Annotated in this window: 17 protein-coding genes; 2 read left to right on the forward strand and 15 right to left on the reverse strand. The window is 53.8% G+C overall.

Annotated elements, in window-relative coordinates; all coding sequences use genetic code 11:
* Window positions 1-3: 3 nt before the first annotated feature.
* On the reverse strand, window positions 4-132 hold the full coding sequence (locus HMPREF9141_RS13855; protein WP_257009578.1) for a hypothetical protein: 129 nt from the start codon (window positions 130-132) through the stop codon (window positions 4-6).
* A complete protein-coding gene (locus HMPREF9141_RS06305; RefSeq protein WP_007367773.1) occupies window positions 111-2,633 on the reverse strand; it encodes a ribonucleoside-diphosphate reductase subunit alpha in 2,523 nt (840 codons plus the stop codon). Before HMPREF9141_RS06305 ends, HMPREF9141_RS13855 begins: the two co-directional genes overlap by 22 nt.
* 501 nt (window positions 2,634-3,134) lie before the next feature.
* Here HMPREF9141_RS06305 and HMPREF9141_RS06310 point away from each other — a divergent pair.
* Window positions 3,135-3,587 carry a hypothetical protein gene (locus HMPREF9141_RS06310; RefSeq protein WP_257009579.1) on the forward strand — a complete coding sequence of 151 codons (453 nt, stop codon included), beginning with the start codon at window positions 3,135-3,137 and terminating at the stop codon, window positions 3,585-3,587.
* Window positions 3,588-3,738: 151 nt separating this feature from the next.
* On the opposite strand, the gene HMPREF9141_RS06315 is transcribed toward HMPREF9141_RS06310, so the two are convergent.
* The 13 genes from HMPREF9141_RS06315 to HMPREF9141_RS06375 all read right to left on the reverse strand — a co-directional run bounded on the left by HMPREF9141_RS06315 (window position 3,739) and on the right by HMPREF9141_RS06375 (window position 16,727).
* Complete coding sequence (locus HMPREF9141_RS06315) at window positions 3,739-3,945, reverse strand: DUF4250 domain-containing protein (protein ID WP_040554616.1); 207 nt, start codon at window positions 3,943-3,945, stop codon at window positions 3,739-3,741.
* A gap of 106 nt (window positions 3,946-4,051) precedes the next feature.
* Window positions 4,052-4,285 (reverse strand): hypothetical protein, encoded by a 234-nt coding sequence (locus HMPREF9141_RS13690; RefSeq protein ID WP_007367776.1) that lies wholly within the window; start codon window positions 4,283-4,285, stop codon window positions 4,052-4,054.
* Window positions 4,286-4,330: 45 nt separating this feature from the next.
* Window positions 4,331-4,810 carry a cytidine deaminase gene (cdd, locus tag HMPREF9141_RS06325; protein ID WP_007367777.1) on the reverse strand — a complete coding sequence of 160 codons (480 nt, stop codon included), beginning with the start codon at window positions 4,808-4,810 and terminating at the stop codon, window positions 4,331-4,333.
* Between the two features lie 60 nt (window positions 4,811-4,870).
* Window positions 4,871-6,337: a hypothetical protein gene (locus HMPREF9141_RS06330; RefSeq protein ID WP_007367778.1), complete on the reverse strand. Its 1,467-nt coding sequence runs from the start codon at window positions 6,335-6,337 to the stop codon at window positions 4,871-4,873.
* A 60-nt stretch (window positions 6,338-6,397) separates the two neighbouring features.
* Window positions 6,398-7,237 (reverse strand): glutamate racemase, encoded by an 840-nt coding sequence (murI, locus tag HMPREF9141_RS06335; RefSeq protein WP_007367779.1) that lies wholly within the window; start codon window positions 7,235-7,237, stop codon window positions 6,398-6,400.
* 14 nt (window positions 7,238-7,251) lie between these two features.
* Complete coding sequence (locus HMPREF9141_RS06340) at window positions 7,252-7,767, reverse strand: OmpH family outer membrane protein (RefSeq protein ID WP_040554929.1); 516 nt, start codon at window positions 7,765-7,767, stop codon at window positions 7,252-7,254.
* Between the two features lie 217 nt (window positions 7,768-7,984).
* On the reverse strand, window positions 7,985-8,488 hold the full coding sequence (locus tag HMPREF9141_RS06345) for an OmpH/Skp family outer membrane protein (protein WP_004353940.1): 504 nt from the start codon (window positions 8,486-8,488) through the stop codon (window positions 7,985-7,987).
* A gap of 126 nt (window positions 8,489-8,614) precedes the next feature.
* Entirely contained in the window at window positions 8,615-9,163 is a 549-nt protein-coding gene (locus HMPREF9141_RS06350) for an OmpH/Skp family outer membrane protein (protein WP_007367781.1), read from the reverse strand.
* Between the two features lie 93 nt (window positions 9,164-9,256).
* On the reverse strand, window positions 9,257-11,872 hold the full coding sequence (locus HMPREF9141_RS06355; RefSeq protein ID WP_007367782.1) for a BamA/OMP85 family outer membrane protein: 2,616 nt from the start codon (window positions 11,870-11,872) through the stop codon (window positions 9,257-9,259).
* A 12-nt stretch (window positions 11,873-11,884) separates the two neighbouring features.
* Entirely contained in the window at window positions 11,885-12,637 is a 753-nt protein-coding gene (locus HMPREF9141_RS06360; protein WP_007367783.1) for an isoprenyl transferase, read from the reverse strand.
* Between the two features lie 6 nt (window positions 12,638-12,643).
* Window positions 12,644-13,336 (reverse strand): type IX secretion system protein PorG, encoded by a 693-nt coding sequence (porG, locus tag HMPREF9141_RS06365; protein WP_040554930.1) that lies wholly within the window; start codon window positions 13,334-13,336, stop codon window positions 12,644-12,646.
* 11 nt (window positions 13,337-13,347) lie between these two features.
* Window positions 13,348-14,709, reverse strand: coding sequence for a DUF6242 domain-containing protein (locus tag HMPREF9141_RS06370; protein WP_007367785.1), 1,362 nt, complete (start codon window positions 14,707-14,709; stop codon window positions 13,348-13,350).
* Window positions 14,710-15,017: 308 nt separating this feature from the next.
* Complete coding sequence (locus tag HMPREF9141_RS06375; RefSeq protein WP_007367787.1) at window positions 15,018-16,727, reverse strand: Na/Pi cotransporter family protein; 1,710 nt, start codon at window positions 16,725-16,727, stop codon at window positions 15,018-15,020.
* A 112-nt stretch (window positions 16,728-16,839) separates the two neighbouring features.
* Here HMPREF9141_RS06375 and HMPREF9141_RS06380 point away from each other — a divergent pair, with 112 nt between their 5' ends.
* A complete protein-coding gene (locus HMPREF9141_RS06380; protein WP_174256065.1) occupies window positions 16,840-18,507 on the forward strand; it encodes a nucleoside kinase in 1,668 nt (555 codons plus the stop codon).
* Window positions 18,508-18,639: the final 132 nt, after the last annotated feature.

Consider the following 18,639-nt stretch of genomic DNA (forward strand, 5'->3'; position numbering starts at 1 on the left):
ATTTTAGTAGGCGATGATAAGCGGTGATGGGCGATGATAAGCGGTGATGGGCGATGATAGGTGGTGATGGGCGATGATAAGCGATGATTTTAACTCCCTTGACTCCTTGCTTACGATGCACAGCTTTCGCACTCTTCCACTTCCAGTGACTTGCTGCGGACATAGTAGAGGGTCTTGACACCGCTCTTCCAGGCGAGGAGGTAGAGATCGAGTACCTGACGCATGGTGAAGTCGTTGGTAATGTATAAGTTCATACTCTGCGCCTGGTCGATGTGGCGCTGGCGTATGCCGGAGGCGCGGACGCTCCACTTCTGGTTGATGAGATAGGCACTCTTGTACATCCAGTAGGTTTCATCCGACAGTTCCGGAGCAACCCGCGGGAGCATACTACCCTTCTTTTCTTCCAAGAAGAAACGCTTCATAATGGGATCCAGTCCGGCTGTCGTCCCTGCGATGATGCTCGTACTGCTGGTCGGAGCGACGGCAAGCAGATAGGCATTGCGCATTCCCTGCCGGGCGACCGTGCGGCGGACCTCCTGCCATTCGGCACTGCCATAGCCTCGCTTGTCGAAGTAAGCACCCGTCTGCCATTCGCTTCCTTCAAAGAACTGATAGCTTCCTTTCTCTCTGGCAAGGTCAGAACTGGCGAGGATAGCCGCCCGGTTGATGGTCTCGAAGACCTTGTCCATGAACTGCAGGTGCTCCTCACTCTCCCACTTGATGCGCCGTTTGGCCAGTGCATGGTGGTAACCGCTCACGCCCAGGCCTATGGAGCGGTACCGCTGGTTGGTGATCCGGGCGTAGGGAACAGGATAGAAATTGAGGCTGATGACGTTGTCAAGGGCACGGACAACCGTCGCCACCTTCTCTTTCATCTGCTCCTCGTCCTCCAATGGCAGTCTGCCAAGCGACAGACTTGCCAGGTTGCAGACTACGAACTCGCCCGGACGGGTCTTCGTGACGACAACGGTATCACCGTCTTCCGTCTCTATCTCCTTGGATATTGTTTCGATGGGAGCCATGTTCTGGGCTATCTCCGTGCAGAGATTGGAGCAGTAGATCATTCCCTTATGACCATTAGGGTTGGCTCTGTTCACTGTATCCCGGTTGAATGTGAACGGTGTTCCAGTCTCTACGGCAGAGCGGAGGACAAGGCGGACGATGTCCTTGATGCTGATGACACGGCGCGAGATTCGCTGGTCGTTGACACAGTCAAGATACCTGCGTTCCCACTCCTCGCCGTAGCAGTCCTCCAGGCAATAGCCCTTGATGCGCATGATTTCGTTCGGACAGAAGAGCGTCCAGTTCTGATTCAGGTCTTCTTCGGCCATCTTCCAGAACAGGTCCGGATAGCAGATCGCCGGGAAAATGTCGTGTGCCTTCATGCGGTCGTCGCCGTTGTTGGTGCGGAGCTGCAGAAACTCGGGCAGATCCTTGTGCCATACATCCAGGTAAACTGCCACGGCACCCTGTCGCATTCCCAGCTGGTCTACCGCTACAGCGGTGTCGTTGACGAGTTTCATCCATCGGATGACACCGCCGGCTACTCCTTTGAAACCACGGATATTGCCACCCGTGGCACGTACCTTGCCGAAGTACATCCCCATGCCGCCGCCGAACTTGCTCACCTGCGAGAAGTTGTCCAGCGAACGGTAGATGCCGTCCAGACTGTCGGGGACAGTGTCTATGAAGCAGCTTGAGAGCTGATGGTTCGGTTTTCTGGCATTCGAGAGCGTCGGTGTCGCCATGGTCACTTCCAGCCGGCTGAGCAGGTCGTAGATGCGCCGTACCCATAGAAGCCGGTCTTCCTTCTTCTCCGGCAGGGCGAGATGCAGTGCGATACCGAGGAACATCTCCTGTACACGTTCGAGCACCTTGCCTGCATAGCTCTTGATGACATAGCGTTTCAGCAGCAGGTCGAGCCCGGAGAAGTTCAGGAGTTCATTACGGTCAGGCTGCATGAAGTCGGCCGCCTCGTTGATTTCCTCTTCGCCGTAGTTCTGAAGGATGTAATCGCCGTAGAGCCCTTCTTCCGTCATGTATCTTACTTTCTGATAGAAGGTCTTGAGCCCCAGTTCCTCTTCCAGCCGACTGATTTTCTGTTCCGATCGGTACGAAAGGATGCGTGCGGAAATCATTTCCCATGCCGGAGCCTCGGGTGTCGTCAGTTCCACCGCCGCCTTGATGAGCGCGTCGATGGCGTCTCTGTGCGACATCCCCGGCTTGCTGAAGCTGGCGAACTTCTCCTGAAGTGTCACCATGCTGTAAGACCTTTCACGGTATTCGCGTGCCACACGGTGCAGGACATCAGCCAGCTGGCGGTCGTCTGCCGCCCAGGCAATGTAGTTGATGGCCTGCCGCTGTTCGTTGCGCTGATAGCGGAAGAGGATGTAATTCTTCGCTTCATCGTAATGCCCGTGCTCCATGAGACATTTCTCCACACGGTTCTGTATGTCCTCGACGGTGCGCAGCCCAGGGTTGTCTGTAATGAACTGCTCTACTTCACCGACCATTCCGGCTATCTCGTTGTCTGCAATCTCCTTTCCGGTACTGATGAAACTCTTTTTAATGGCTATTGAAATCTTATTATTATTGTAGGCTTCCTTTTCACCATTGCGCTTGATTATTTCCATTTGTCCAATATGATAGTTTTCTTTTTATTCAATTTTCTGAGATTACACACTTTTTATATTATGATATAAATAACTCATTATAAGCTGTTTAATAAAATTAACGGATTAATTTTCAGCAAAGTTAAGAAAAATATATGAGAAGAAAGTTATCCATAATAGAATATTTTGATATGTTTCCAACTTTTAATTATTGTCCATATAAGAGGATAATCGATGAGAAATCATCGTATGAACGGACACGTTGACAGACTGTTTTTACGAAAGCTCCTATAGGAAACATTGCCCACTTCCATGCCGTCTTTCTTATTGTCCAAATGCGGTAATATCATTATTCAATCCTGTTTTTTTCATCACTTTATCGACCGATGAAGAATATGACTAAAACGACTGATTTAATGATTAAAAAGAAATTTTATGTTCTATATTAGTCCAATATTGTTCTTTTTATGTACTTTTGCAGCCGAATTTACAAACTCAATAGTACAGAACATGATGAAAAGTATGAAATTGTTTGTTGCCATCGTGGCAACGGTGTTAAGTTTTTCTTCTTGCAGCAAGGATAATGACGATCAGGTAATTCAGGACAACCCGCTGAAGAATACAGAGTGGTCTTTTGAGAGGATACAGGAAGGAAATGCGAACACGACCACCCACTGGGGATCGTTGAAATTCGTTTCAGACACAGAAGTAGTCAATGAAAGCGGATATAAAATCACGTTCAAGAAGGTAACGCCAGACGGACACCGTCGTAAGGACGAAACGCACAGTGAAACCAACACTTACAAGTACGCCCTTGACGGTACGAAGCTGATGATGTATATTCCGGCCAACGGAGAGCAGCAGCCTGCAACCACGCTGACTTTCCGAGTAGACCTGAAGGGCGGGACGATTACGCATACGCATAACGGAACAGAAAAGATTACAGACGAGAACATCGTTTACAAGCGCAAATAACGCTTGTGAAACATAGTAAAAAGGAGAGCCTCCCGACAGCCGCATGGACTGTAAGGAGGCTCTCCTTTTCGTTTCGGACGGCTTTGTACAGCCTGACCGACAGCGTCTTTGCGAGGCCGTTCAAGGGAGGTCGGGCAAGGACAATGGGAATTCATTGCTTCCTGTCGAAGCCGACAGGTCGGAACTGATGCTGTTCTTCGCTGTACACATATCCGGCCTTGAGCATATAATCCTTGAGGCGTTCGGGATCTTCATTGAAATTGTAGCAGAGTGATTTCAACGAATCGAATTCTCTGTCGCGCAGCAGCATATTCACGCTGCTCAGCAGGATTGCGGGGTCTTTGGGTAAATGGTCCATATCTTTGTTAGGAGTTAAAAGAGTTATAGGGAGTTAATGGAGTTATGAACTGATGTCTTTACAGCTGGCGTACCTTGATGGGAGGGTCGGGTGATCTGTTCCGTTGTCATCGGTCGTCGGTACAGACATTCCCAGCCGTCGGGAACAGGATTCCCAACCGGTTGGGAACAGGAATCCCGGCCGTTGGGAACAGGAATCCCAACCGGTTGGGAACGGAAATCCCGGCAGATAGGAAAGACACATTCCTGCATTCCATCCATCGGATCGATTCCTGCAGCTTGTAACTTCCGGCTGTCCGTTCCCGGTCTTTCGCTTGGAACTTCCCGCTGTCGGTCTTCATTCCGTAGCCTGAGACTTCCGGCTGTCTGCCTGTGTCCTGCACCTGCTATTTCATCGATTCTCCGACAAACTGGAGCGGAAGAAGATCCTTGACAGTGCTGATGACATATACGCCTGCTGTACCGTAGAGGAGTATGCGGACCGGCTGTCTGTATCGGTCTTCAATCTCCAGAATGACCTGCCGGCAGGCACCGCAGGGTACGATCGGATCCCGCATCAGTCCGTATTCGTTGGCGGCGGCAATGGCCAGCGTGTTGATGGGCTGGTCGGGACGGGTGGACTGTGCTGCAAAGATGGCCGAACGCTCGGCGCAGAGACCTGACGGGAAGGCGGCATTCTCCTGGTTGGCACCCATGACTTCTGTCCCATCGGCAAGGAGCAGTGCAGCTCCCACACGGAACCGGCTGTAGGGAGAATAGCTGTTGGCCGTGGCATGGATGGCTGTCTGGATAAGGTGCTGGTCGGCTGCCGGCAGTTCTTCCGGCTGGCAGAAGCCGATCTTGATGCTGATGTCTATTGTCTTCATATTTGATTGTTTTTGGGTGGGGGGTAGGCGGTGATAGGCGGGGGGTAGGCGGTGATGAGCTTAATTGACAAGCAGCTCGTAGCAGCCGATGTCGGGCTTGTTGTCGCGTGGCCTGCCGTCATGGTCTGTTGTGAAACGGGAGTCGGGGAGGGGAGCAGCGGCGTTGATTGCCGGGAATTTCTCTCCTTTTTCGGGTTTCTTCAAGTGGAAATCGTAATGCTGTTTGTTGCCGTCTGCCAGCACGAACTGTCTGTCTCCGCCGTCAGGATGATCCTTGCTGTTCTCCCATAGTACATCCGTGAAATGGGCAAGCAGTGCGGGCTTGTCCGGCTTCGGAGTGCGGAGGATACAGTGGTCGAACTGATAATTGGCCGTCACCTTCTCCTTGTTGCCACCCATGAGAACATCGTCTGAATAGCCCGTTACAAGGGAGTTCCTGACGTTGAAGGCCTGCAGGGGATAGTCTTTCCCGCTGCTGTGATTGCCGAAGCTCAATGCCGCACCGCGGTTGCCGTCGAACGGATAGAACTGGGCGAACGTGCAGTGTGTCAGCGTCACATCGCCGCCGATGAAGGCCGCACAGTCTTTCAGTGTGTTGGAGAACTGCGTGTTGTAAGCCTCGATCTTGCAGTTTATCGCCTGCAGACCGTAGCCCTGACAGTTGTGGACGGTGGAATTGGCAAGCGTCAGCTTCGTCCGTTCCGTCGTCGCCGTATCGCAGAGAATGCCGTCGTAGGCCGAATGGATGTCCGTATGTGTGAGGCTGTTGTCGTAGCTGTCCTTGTGGAAGCGGATGCCGTGCCACTGACCGCTCACACGGTCGTACGGCAGATAGGGAAACAGCTTGTCCAGACGGTCGCCACGGAGTGTCACGGGTTTGTCGGCCGTCCCTTCGCAGTGCAGTGTACCGTACACATCGATTGCAGCCTTGTTGGAGAAATAGACCGTCATGCCTGCCGGAATGGTCAGCGTAGCCCCTGCCTCCACTTTCAATGTGTCCTGGAAGACAATGGGTCTGGTACCGGTCAGCGTGGTGTTCGACGTGATTTTCCGTCCCTTTACGAGTTCTGCATCCCAGCTGTAGATCCTGAGATTTACTTTCTGCTGTACGCCGCTCTCGAGCGTGAATGCAAGGTTGTCTGTCAGCAGCTGCGGCGTGGCAGCGTTGTTTCTGGGCGACGTCATCTCTACGAAGACACGGATGCTGTCTTTGTCGCGCACCTCCAGTCCGCTGGCCTGATAACCGTTGGCAGCAGACAGCTCTACGCCGTCCACGTTCACCCGGAAGCCTGTCTGGTTGCCTTGTTCGAGCCGGACGCTGTTCAGGCGCAGTCCGTCTCCCGAGCGGTTGTATGCCCAGAAGGTCTTTGTCGATGTGGGGACGTTCGAGAAGGTGGTGTCGAGCCGCAGTGTATCGGTCTGGAATGAGAGCAGGTTACTCCTCGATGTCGTGAATGTATCGTCATCGGAGCAGGCTGCCAGCAACGCCATGGCTGAAAGGAACAATGCTATAGAAAACTTCTTCATTCTTTATTTTTTTTGTTCTTATCTAACGGACTGACACCTTTTTTATTGCTTTCTGCAGCCTTACTCCAGGTCGATGTGTCCCACATCGACTGCCTCGTGCAGGAAGATGCGTGCGGTCTCCTTGAACTTCTCCGGATTCTCGGTCGTGAGGTATTTCGCCGTCGAATGTTTCGTGCAGCGGGCATCCATGTCAGGGTGGCGGCGTAGATAGTCCCGCAGGCTTTCGGCGACATATTCGCCCTGTGGGATGATGCGCACGCCATGTGGCGCATGCTTCAGGATCTTCGGCATGAGGATGGGATAATGCGTACAGCCGAGGATCAGACTGTCTATCTGCGGGTCGATGCGCATGATATGGTCGATGCGTTTCTTCACGAAATAGTCGGCGCCGGGACTGTCGGCCTCGTTGTTCTCGATGATGGGCACCCACAGCGGGCACGGCACGCCTGTCACCTTGATGTCCGGCCACAGCTTCCGGATTTCCAGATTGTAGCTGTTGCTCCTGACGGTGCCTTCTGTTGCGAGCAGTCCCACATGCCGGGAACGGGTGAGCCTGCCGATGATTTCAGCCGTCGGACGGATCACCCCCAACACTCTGCGGTCCGGGTCGAGGGCGGGGAGGTCGTTCTGCTGTATGGTACGGAGTGCCTTGGCCGAGGCCGTGTTACAGCCCAGGATGACCAGCTGGCAGCCCAGTCCGAAGAGTTTCATCACCGCCTGCCGTGTGAACTGGTAGACGATGTCGAACGAACGGGAGCCGTAGGGGGCACGCGCATTGTCGCCTAAATAGATGTAGTCGTACTCCGGGAGGAGCTGGCGGATGCCGTGCAGGATGGTAAGACCGCCGTAACCCGAGTCGAACACGCCGATGGGTCCCGGCTGTTGGGAATACTTCGTCATGTTTCTGTCTTGTGTTATTTCAGTACTGCGATCAGTGCATCGGTAATGTCTTCTCCCATCGAAGGACTGGCGAAGGGGAGTCTGTTGTCATCTGCGTTGAGGATGAAGGCATATCCGCTCTCCTTTCCCATTTCCCGGACTGTTGCGTCGAGTTTCCCGCGGACAGGTGCATAGAGGTCTTCTTCAGCCTTTTTCAGCAGCCGTTCTGAATCTTTCCGGAACGTGATGTTGCGGTCCATCAGTTCTTCCAGTTCGGCCTGCCGTTTGCGGAGGATGGACGGTTCCAGCTTGCGCTGCACGTCGAGGAAGTCCTCGTAGCGGCTGTTGAAATCGTCTACGGAACGCTTGGTCTCGGCATCATATTTCGCTTTCAGCTCATTCAGGCTGCGGGTCGCCGCGGCATAGTCGGCCATGGCATGGAGCACCTTTTCGTAGCTGAAGTAAGCGAACTTGAAGACGGGTGTGCTCTGCTGGGCAGCTGCCAGTAACGGCAGCAGCAGCATGGCGATGGAGAAGAACAGCTTTTTCATCATGTGTGCGATTGTCTTTTCTGTTGTTTGAATACGGGGAATGAAGTCGTGGCACGAGCAGAACGGTTACTGTCTCTGCCATTCATAAAATATGTGAATACGAAAAATGAGGTCATCGCAAGAATAGAAATCCGTGCGGTGACCTCACCCTTTTCCTCGTGGACAGTGCCTGTCCGCGCGAGGAGCGACAACGGGGCAAAGGCTCCCGTACCTGTTTTTACTTCATCTTGGCAAGCTGGGCCTTTACCTCTGCGGTAACGTCCTTGCTGAGTGCCTCGTTGATGTACAGAGGCTGGCCGGCGGCCTTCTCCATGATGTAGACATAGTTTCCGGCCTTGGCAACTGCTGCGATGGCATTGCGTACTTTCTCAAGAACCGGACCGAGCTGCTTCTGCTGCTCCTCGTTGAAAGCCTTCTGGTTGTCCTGTGCTGTCTGCTGGATCTTGTTGTACATATCCTGCAGGTTCTTCTCTGTCTCAGCCTGTTTGGTGGCATTCATCGTGCTCTTTGTCTTGTCGTAGGCCTGTGCCTGACGCTGCAGTTCAGCCTGCATGTCTTCCAACTGCTTCTGGTATTCCTTGCCTTTGGCTTCCAGTTTGCTCTGGACGGCTGTAGCCTCCGGAAGCGACTGGAGGAGTGCCTGTGAGTCAAGGTGACCGAACTTCTGTGCGAACAATGTCATCGGCGCACAGAGCATCAACATCAAAAATAACTTTTTCATTTCTTCTTTATTGTTTAGTTGTTTGTTGTTCTTTTGCTTGGTTATCTGAAAGGGCTGGCCTTTCTGGCTTTCCTAGTTTTCGCTAATCTTTCTAGTCTTTGTCGGTCTTGCTGTCTTCCCCATCCTTTACTGGTAGGAATAGCCCAGTTTCTGCAGCACCTCATTGCTGATATCTACTTTCGGCGAACCGTAGATGATTCCTGTGGCATTGCTCGAACGGTCGATGACAAGACTGTAGCCGCGCTGGTCGGATATGTCTTTGACGGCATTGTAAATCTCGTCCTGGATGGGAGTGATCAGGCTTGTACGCTTCTTGAAAAGCTCGCCTTCCGGACCGAAGTACTTGCGTTTGAGGTCGGATGCCTGCTTTTCCTTGGCCATGATGGCTTCCTGCCGTTTCTTCTTCTGGTCCTGGGATAGGAAGACAACCTCGTTCTGATAGTTCTTGTACATTGTGGATGCCTCTGTGTTGAGTGCTTCAACCTCCGCCTGCCATTTCTTGCTGACCTGGTTCAGCTGTTCATTCGCGCGCTCGTAAGCCGGTACATTCTTGAGGATATACTCCATGTCGATGAGTGCAAACTTCTGTGCAGAAGCGGTTAAAGGCAAAAGCGTGAAAAGGTAAAGAGGCAGAACAAACCTCAATACGGTCTTCAATATCTTCTTCTTGTTCATTTTTCTTTTTATGTTTACTTTAAAATCCAAAGTTCATAATTATTGTCATTCCTCCTTCAAAGTCCAAATCTCAAACCTCAAACCTCAAACCAATCAGAACTCCTGTCCGAGGATAAAGTGGAACTGGCTGCCGCCCTTTGTTCCGAACACCTTGTCGAAGCCGTAAGCCCAGTCGATGCCCATCAGACCCACCATCGGCAGGAAGATGCGGACACCCAGCCCGGCTGAACGTTTCATGTCGAACGGATTGAACTTGCTTGTCTCTGTCCACGCATTTCCGGCCTCGACAAACCCAAGCCCATAGATGGTGGTGTTGCCGAGAAGGAACGGATAACGGAGTTCGAGTGAGAGGCGGTCGTAGGCATAGCCCTCGGCACCGTAGGGAGTGAGCGATCCGTTCTCGTAACCACGAAGACCGATGGTCTCCTCAGCGTAACCAGTAGAGTATCCGCTCATGCCGTCTCCACCCATATAATAGGTCTCGAACGGACTCTTCTTGTTCTTGTTGTAACTGCCCAGCAGACCTAGCTCGACACGCGTCATGAGGACAAAGCACTTCTGTCCGCTGGTGAGCGCTGTGAAGGTACGTGCCTTGAACTTCCACTTGTGGTACTCCACCCAGCGGTATTTCTCCTGTTGCTCCTGTGAGTAAGTAGGCGAGTTGCGGTCGGTTGCCAGGTGAGCATAGTCCTTTCCGTCCCATTTCGACCAGGGCGGAGTGATGGTCAGCGATACCGTGAAGTCCGAACCGCGGCGCGGGAAGAGCTGGTTGTCGGTTGACGTACGGTTGAGCGAGATGTTGAGGTTCAAGTTGTTCGCCGAACCGTTCGACATAATGAAGTAACGCCAGTTGCGCAGCATATAACGCTGGTACTGTAGCTGGAGTGACAAGGTGAAGTAGTCGTCAGGCCAGTTCAGACGCTTTCCCCAGCCCACGTAGAATCCCAGGAGTTTCACATACTTGCCGGGGTCATAATAATTCTCGTAGCTGTTGTAATTATAGTTACCGTAACCATAACGGTAGTTGTTGTAGTTGTTCAGGTAACCACTGTTGTAATAGTTGCTCGACACATCCGTCTGCTTTGAGAAAGACACACCCACATTGAACTGGATAGGACGCTTGCCTCCGAGCCAGTTGGTGGAGTACTGTGCATTGTACGACTGATAGTAAGTACCATTCGTCTGTGCGCCCAGCGAGAGGGTCTCGCCGTCTCCGATAGGCATTATACCCCGGTGCTCACGGTTCTTGCGGAAGAGGTTGGCCATCGAGAAGTTGGTCAGTTTCAGACCGACACGGCCGATGACACCTGTCTGACCCCAGCCCAGTGATAGCTCCACCTGGTCGTTCGACTTCTGCTTGAGGTTATAGTTGATGTCAACAGTACCGTCCTCATAGTTCGGTTCCGGTACCGGATTGATTGCCTCTGGGTCGAAGTGCCCCATGGAAGCCAGCTCACGTGCCGAACGCTGGAGGGCCTCCTTTGAGAAGAGATCGCCCGGCTTTGTACGCAGCTCACGGCGGACGACATTCTCATAGAGACGGTCGTTGCCGTTGATTTTCACACGGTTGATGTGTGCCTGCTGACCTTCATAGATGCGCATCTCAAGGTCGATGGAGTCGCCGACAATGTTGACCTCCGTCGGCTGGAGATTATAGAAGAGGTAACCGTTGTTCCAGTAGGCGTTGCCCACAGCGTCCTCATCTTGCGAAAGGCGTTTGTTCATGTAGGTCTGGTTGTACACGTCCCCTTTCTTCATGTCGAGCAGGCGGGACAGGTAATCGGTCGAATAGACCGTATTGCCCACCCAGGTGATGTTTCGGATGTAATACTTCTTGCCCTCATCCACTTTGATATAGATGTCGACATGCTTCGGGTCAACGTTCCATACGCTGTCCTTCAGGATGGTCGCATCACGGAAACCATATTCGTTGTATTTCGTGATGAGCTTCTTCTTGTCTTCCGCCCAGCGTTCGGGAGTGAACTTCTTCGACTTCAGAAAGCTGGACAGCTTTCCGGCTTCATGCGTCTTGCTGAATGCCCCCTTTGTGAACAGCGAACCCTTGATTTTCTTGTCGCCCAGCTGGTTGTCTCCGTCAATGGTTATCTTGCGAACCTTCAGTTTCTCCTTCTTGTCTACGTCAATATCCAGGATTACCTGGTTCTTGGCAGCGACATCGTCACGCTGACGGATATTGATTTCGGCGTTCTTGTAGCCTTTCTCATCAAAGTACTTCTTGGCGAGAACCCTGGCCCGGTCGATCATGTTAGGCGTGATCTGTCCGCCCTTCAGGAGTCCAAGCTTCTTCTCCATGTCCTCTCGTTCCGTCTTCTTCAGTCCGTTGTAGTTGATGGTGGAGATGCGTGGCCGTGGTGCAAGATGTATCTTCAGATAGATGTTGTCGCCCACGATGGAGTCTGCCGTGATGGAAACGTCGGAGAAGAGTCCATGCTTCCAGTAGCGTTTCACGGCATCCGTGACAGCCGTCCCCGGTACCTCCAGCTCCTGTCCGATGCTGAGCCCGGATATGCCTGTGAGGACATAATCCTCATAGCCCTCGATGCCGGTAACGGCCAGTCCTGCGAGTTTGTAGGTCTTAGGCGTACCGGAATAAGTGATGTCTGGGTTTACGATTTTCTCCTGTGCGCCTGCCGCAAGTGTTATTCCGGAGAGGGCAAGGAGCAGCAACACCTTATTTATATTCGTCATCTGTCGCGTAACTTATTTGTTTTCGTTTTCTTCTACTTGTTTCTCTGTCTTTCCGAACCGTCGCTGCCTGCTCTGGAAGCTCGTGATGGCTTTCTGCAGGTCGTGTTCGCTGAAGTCGGGCCAGTAAGTATCACAGAAGTAAAGTTCTGAATAGGCTATCTGCCAGAGCAGGTAATTGGAGATACGCAGCTCTCCGCCTGTCCTGATCAGGAGGTCGGGATCGGGCATGAAGTTCGTCTGCATATGTCTGTCCAGCAGCTCTTCGGTTATCATTTCGGGACGAAGCGGGACGGTATTCTCCTGCTGATGTTCCGTGACAATCTCCTTCATCGCCTGTGTTATCTCCCATCGTGCGCTGTAGCTCAGGGCTACGACCATCGTCATGGCGGCGTTCTTCTCCGTGTGCTGTTCGGTCTCACGAAGTTTCTCCTGCACTTCTTCCGGTAGCCTTTCCCGGTCGCCGATGACACGGAAGCGTACGTTGTTCTTCATGAAGATCTCGTCTTCCAGGGAGGTCAGCACGAGGCCCATCAGTGCGGCGATTTCATCCGTCGGACGGTTCCAGTTCTCCGTGGAGAAGGTGTAGAGTGTGAGGTACTTCACGCCCAGCCGTACGCATTCCGATGTGATGCGGCGCACGGTCTCCACTCCTGCCTGGTGTCCGTAGGAGCGCGGTTTGTTGCGTTCTGTTGCCCACCGGCCGTTGCCGTCCATGATGATGGCGATGTGCCGGGGTATTCGTGTCATGTCCAATTCTTCTACCATATTCTATTACTCGTCCTCGTTATGACAGGTCCTGCACTTTGCCATGAAGCTGTAGGAGAGCGTCAGCTGGAGCGTTGAGTAGCAGTCGGTGTTCTTGAACAGTCCGCTGCTCTTGATTCCATAGGGGTCTTTCTGCCCGTCGAGTTCGTCGCTGAGCGAGAAGTGCATGGCCCATTCCAGCCCGACATTCGTCCGGTCGCCTATCTTGTATTTCACGCCTATGCCTATGGGGAGGCTGGCGGATAAGGCAGACTTGCGGTCGCCGTTCTTTATGCTGACATAGGTGGCTCCCAGTCCTATCGTCGCATAGGGCGACAGCCGCTGTGCCCCCCGGTAGTCGCGGCCGGTACCGTAGGGCAGGAAATTATACTCGTATGCGATGCCTACATCGACCAGTGAATTGCTGAATGAATAAGGAGCAGAGGCAAAGCGGGGGTAATAGGTCTTTACGTCAGCCGACGACCCTTTCATCTTTCCGAACGAAACGTTCATCTTCAGTCCCATGTACGGACTGAGGTTGTATCGGGCAAGTACAGTCCCCATGGGCTGCAGGTCCTTTGTCAGCGAGCTGTTGAAATCGCCCAGATAGCCCATCATGCCCACGCCGGCACCCGCCTCCATCCTGTATTCCGGATCCGACTGCGCCCACATGGGCGCAGCAGCGAGGAGAAAGAGCAGACCGGTGACAGTACGTTTCATCATATTCTTCTTTATTCTGTCATGCGGTCCAGGTTCAGCTTCCAGCCTACCCTGTTGAGTCTTCCGCGCCATACTTTCGTACTGCTGACAATCCAGATGTATCCGTCATTGTCGGCTGCGGCGGTAAAGGTCGCCGCCGGCTGCGCTTCCTTGGGATAGGAAAAGCTCTCGTCACTTTTCCAGGTGATGCCTCCGTCGCGTGAGAGCAGCATTGGTCCGAAGCTCCCGCCGGTTTTTGTGCCCAGGGCGAGAGCGGCATCGTCGTAGCCTACGACGGTAAGGTTGCCGTAGAGCGGCAGCAGGTATTTGTCTGCATTGCTTTCGACATAGGACCATTTCGCCCCCTGCCGGTACGACAGTTTCGTCCAGGAAACGTTCTTCTTCCCGTCTGCGGTCGTGCCTACAAGCAGCACCCGGTTCACGCCGTTGGAAGCGTCCGATACCGTATAGCTGACGTTGCCGGCCGGGAGGAGCGAAGCGTCGCTGTCCAGTGTCTCGGCATTCCATGTAACGCCCTTGTCCCTTGAAGCGGCAAGACTGCCGTCAGCTGTCAGTGCGAACAGCTCTGCCGGCGATGCTGCCACCAGCTGCTTCAGACTGCTGTCTGTCGCAACGGCTGTCCATGTGTTGCCGTCAGCCGAGCTGTATACCGTTCCGTTGTCGATGACGAAGAGGCTGCCGTTCTGTACGGCGATGCTCTTGTAGGCACTGGCCGTGAAGGAACGTCCCAGCCCTGTCCAGCTGTTTCCGTCAGCTTTCGACGTGACGTAGCCCGTGGTCTGCGTGCCGTCCGTACCGAACACAAATATCCTGTCGCCGGTGCTGACGGCCTTCATAGCCGTGAAGGAGGCGAAGCCGCTGTTGTCCTGCATTGTCTTCCAGCTGAAGACGTTGCCCCTCTGCTTATGTACATTGACTGAGATCTTGTATTCACGGTACGCATAGCCGCCGTTCGCATAGACACGGAAGGTACGCGGCTGTGTGAAATCGATGGAGTCGTTGCTTCTGTAATAAGAGAGCGATGCGTCCTTGACAGACTGGATGGCAACCGTTCCGGCGTTCTTCGCCGTGATCTTCGCCAGCACGTGAGCGGCATCCGTCCCGTAGGGCAGCGAGTCGGGGTTGTAGATCAGTCCCTGCATCTGGTCGATGTAGAACTTCACCTTTCCCGCATCGTATTTCGCCTTGTACGTACTGTCTTTCCCGGCTTTCGTAACCGTGTCGCGCACCTGCTTCAGCTGTCCGAGGGAGAAGCCGGTAATGGCGGTGTCCTTGTAACTTGCACGCTCGTTCCCGTCGTTGTCATTCAGGCAGGAAGTCATTGCGAACGTAGCCGTAAGCAGGGCTGCGAGGGTATATATCTTATTACGCATCAGATACTAACAATTGAATTTAGCTGCAAATTTAATCAGAAATCTTCAGAATCAGCGTCTTTTAAGAGGTTAATTATGTAAAATATGGAAATTATCCGTGTTTTTTAGGTTTGTTTACCAATGAGGGCAAGGCTGTCCCCCGTCCGTTCCCTGCGTGTCTGATTCCATGTGGATTGTGTTTCTGACCTGAAGGACCCATCGTGTCATCCGTTCCGTCCGTGAACATACGGAAAGCCCCCGTCCTCCTGAAGGAAGACGAGGGCTTCTGTCTTGCATGATGTGTCATTAGATGAATCGCGGTCGCCTGCTCATGCTTCCTGCTGGCGTACTCCCATACGGGCTTCGACGACGTTGACGACGTAGTCGCCCAGCTTCTCACACTCCTGGATGATGTCCATGTACATCGTGCCGATGGCGTATGTGTACTTGTGGTCGTTGACGTCGTTGATGTTCTGCGAGCGCAGCTGGTTGCGGTAGTTGTTGATTTCGTTCTCGATGTTGAACGAGCGGTTCACGTCGTTGTCCTGCCGGTGTCCGACAAGGATCCGGTTCATCTGCGTCAGGGCATCGTCCGTCAGTTCGAACATCTGGTGCATGTGGTCATACTGCTCCTCGGTGAAGTCTTCCTTGCCGCGGATGCGCCGGCTCTCGGTCCGGGCAATGTTGTAGCAGGCGTCGCCGATGCTCTCCAGTTCGGAGATCTCACGGAGCATGGAGCGTACCTTGTCCTTCGTCTCGTCGCTCAGATGGGCATTGGAGACCTGGTCGAGGTACTTCGCGATCTCAATCTCCATGTTGTCCGAGATGCCCTCGTACTTCTCTATGCGGGTGAAGATCTTGTTGAACTTGTCCGTGTCGGCCTCGCCGAGCAGCTCGCGCACCATGCCGAACATACGCTGGATGCGTTCTGCGAAGGACTTGATCTCCTTGGAAGCCTCCAGCACAGACAGCTCCGGAGTCTTCATGATGCCCGCCTGTATGAAGTGCAGACGGAATTCGTCCTCGTCTTTGTTGGCCTTCGGCTTGATGATCTTGCAGACGAGCTTCTCCAGGTACTTGATCGGCCCGGCGAGGACGAGCGTGTTCGTGACATTGAACGTCGTATGGAAGGCAGCCAGCACGAAGCTCAGCTTGGCGGCGTTGGCGGCAAAGCCGGCGGCGGTCTTCGGCATATCGACATCGTAGCCTACCCAGCTGCAGACCATGTTGATGAAAGGATGGAAGACGCACAGCACCCAGATGACGCCGAAGACGTTGAACACCATGTGCGCCATTGCCGCCCGCCGCGCCTGCGTGTTGGCGGTCAGTGCGGCGAGGTTCGATGTGACGGTCGTACCGATGTTCTCGCCCAGCACCAGTGCGATGCCCTGGTAAATCGGCAGTACGCCGGTGGAACAGAGGATCATCGTGATGGCCATGATGGCGGCGGAACTCTGCACGCACATCGTCAGTACGCTGCCGATGAGCAGGAACACGATGGTCGTGAAGAAGCTCCTTGGGTCGAACTGGCTGAAGAAGTCGAGCACGGCCTGGTTGTGGGCCAGGTCCATGTCGATGCCCGCCTGGCGCAGTGTTCCCAGTCCGAGGAACATGAACGACACGCCGAAGAGGAAGTCGCCGATGAGCTTGCGCTTCTTGGAGTAGATCAGGACAATGCCGATGAAGAAGGCCGGCCACACGAAGTCGGTGATGTTGAACGAGAAGCCGGCCGACATGATCCATGCCGTGAGGGTCGTACCGATGTTGGCACCCATGATGACCGAGATGGCCTGCACCAGTGTCAGCAGGCCGGCATTCACGAAGCTGACGGTCATCACCGTCGTCGCCGTCGACGACTGCACGGCAGCCGTGATGAATGTTCCCGTAAGGATACCTGTAAAGCGGTTAGTGGTCATTGCACCCAGGACGTGGCGCAGCTGCGGACCTGCCATTTTCTGCAGGCTTTCGCTCATGGCTTTCATACCGAACATCAGCAGTGCCAAGGCACCAATGAGCTTAAAGAAAATCCAAATCGACATATAATTTTTTAATTTGTGACGTCTGTTCCTTGGAAATCTGCAAAACTTTGGCTAATTTTACCCTCCGTTTAGGAAACGGGCCTTTGTCCACCGACAATCGAACCATCATGTCATGATTATGAAACAAGTACTGCAAATCCGCTGCAAAAATAACAAAAAAAGTCTGAAAGTCCCAATCGGGAGTACACTTTCTGACATTTACAGGGAAAATAATCTCCAGATGACTTTCGGTCCCGTGAGCGCCAAGGTAAATAACAAGGTGGAGGGACTGCACTACCGTGTCTATCACAACAAGGATGTGGAATACCTCGACCTGCACGCGCCCTCGGGCATCCGCACTTACACCCGTTCGCTGTTTCTCGTGCTGTGCAAGGCCGTACACGACCTCTATCCGGGCAGCAGCGTGGTGATCGACATCCCTGTCTCGAACGGCTACTACTGCAATCTGAAGCTCGGACACGCCGTTACGCCCGACGACGTACGCCGCATCCGCACCCGTATGCAGGAAATCATCGATGCCCGCCTGCCCATACAGCGTTTTGAGACCACGACGGAAGAAGCCGTCGAAATGTTCAACCGTCTCGGCGACGGGCAGAAGGCAAAGCTCCTGCGCAGCAGCGGCACGCTCTATTCGGTCTATTACGTGCTCGACGACTACAAGGACTATTACTACGGTTCGATGCTCACTGACACCGGACAGATCCACCTCTTCGGGCTGGAACCCTACTTCGACGGTGTCCTCCTGCGCATCCCTTCCGCACAGGATCCCTCCCGGCTGGGCGAACTGATACGCCAGGACAAGATGTTCGAGGTGTTCAAGGAACATCACCGCTGGCAGGGCATCCTCGGCATCAAGACCGTGGGCGACTTCAACGAAGCCGTGAAGAAGGGATTTTCCACCGATCTCATCAACGTCAGCGAGGCGTTGCAGGAGAAGAAAATATCGCAGATCGCCGACACGATTGCCTCCAGGAAAGAGATCAGGGTCGTCCTCATCGCCGGACCTTCCTCCAGCGGCAAGACGACCTTCTGCAAGCGGCTTTCCGTGCAGCTGCTCGCCAGCGGCGTGAAGCCCGTGCAGATTTCGCTGGACGACTACTTCGTACACCGGGAAGACACACCGAAGGACGAGAACGGAGAACTCGACTACGAGAGTATCCATGCACTGAACATCCCGCTCATCAACGAGCAGTTCAACGCCCTTTTCCGGGGCGAGGAGGTGGAACTGCCGAAGTATAACTTCCAGACAGGAATGAGCGAGAAGAGCGGGAAGAAGCTGCATCTGGATGAGAACAACGTGCTCGTCGTGGAGGGCATCCACGGCCTCAATCCCCTGCTGACAGCACAGATTCCCGACGAAAAGAAGTTCAAGATCTATGCCTCCGCCCTCACCACCATCCTCCTGGACGACCATAATTATATCCCGACAACCGACAACCGCCTCCTGCGGCGCATCGTACGCGACTACAAATACCGTGGCTGTTCGGCACAGGAGACCATCCACAGGTGGCCCAGTGTGCGTGCCGGCGAGAACAAATGGATATTCCCCTATCAGGAACAGGCCGATGTAATGTTCAATACCGCCATGCTCTTCGAGCTGGCCGTCATCAAGCCGCAGGCCGAGGAGGTGCTGGAACAGGTGCCCGAAAACTGCGAGGAGTATGCCGAAGCCTACCGGCTGCGCAAGTTCCTCCGGTATTTCTCTCCCCTTCCCTTCCGTGCCCTTCCGCCTACCTCGCTGCTGAGAGAGTTCCTCGGAGGCAGCTCGTTCAAGTATTAGAGACACGTTTTCTGCCGCCGCCCGGGTTTGAAGACAAGACGGAAGGCAGCCGACCCCCGGCATGGAACCGCACGACCCGGAACATGAAACCGTACGGGAACACGGTTCCCGGCCGTCGGGAACAGGATTCCC

Origin of the sequence: Prevotella multiformis DSM 16608 (assembly GCF_000191065.1) — a bacterium.
Taxonomy (GTDB): Bacteria; Bacteroidota; Bacteroidia; order Bacteroidales; family Bacteroidaceae; genus Prevotella; species Prevotella multiformis.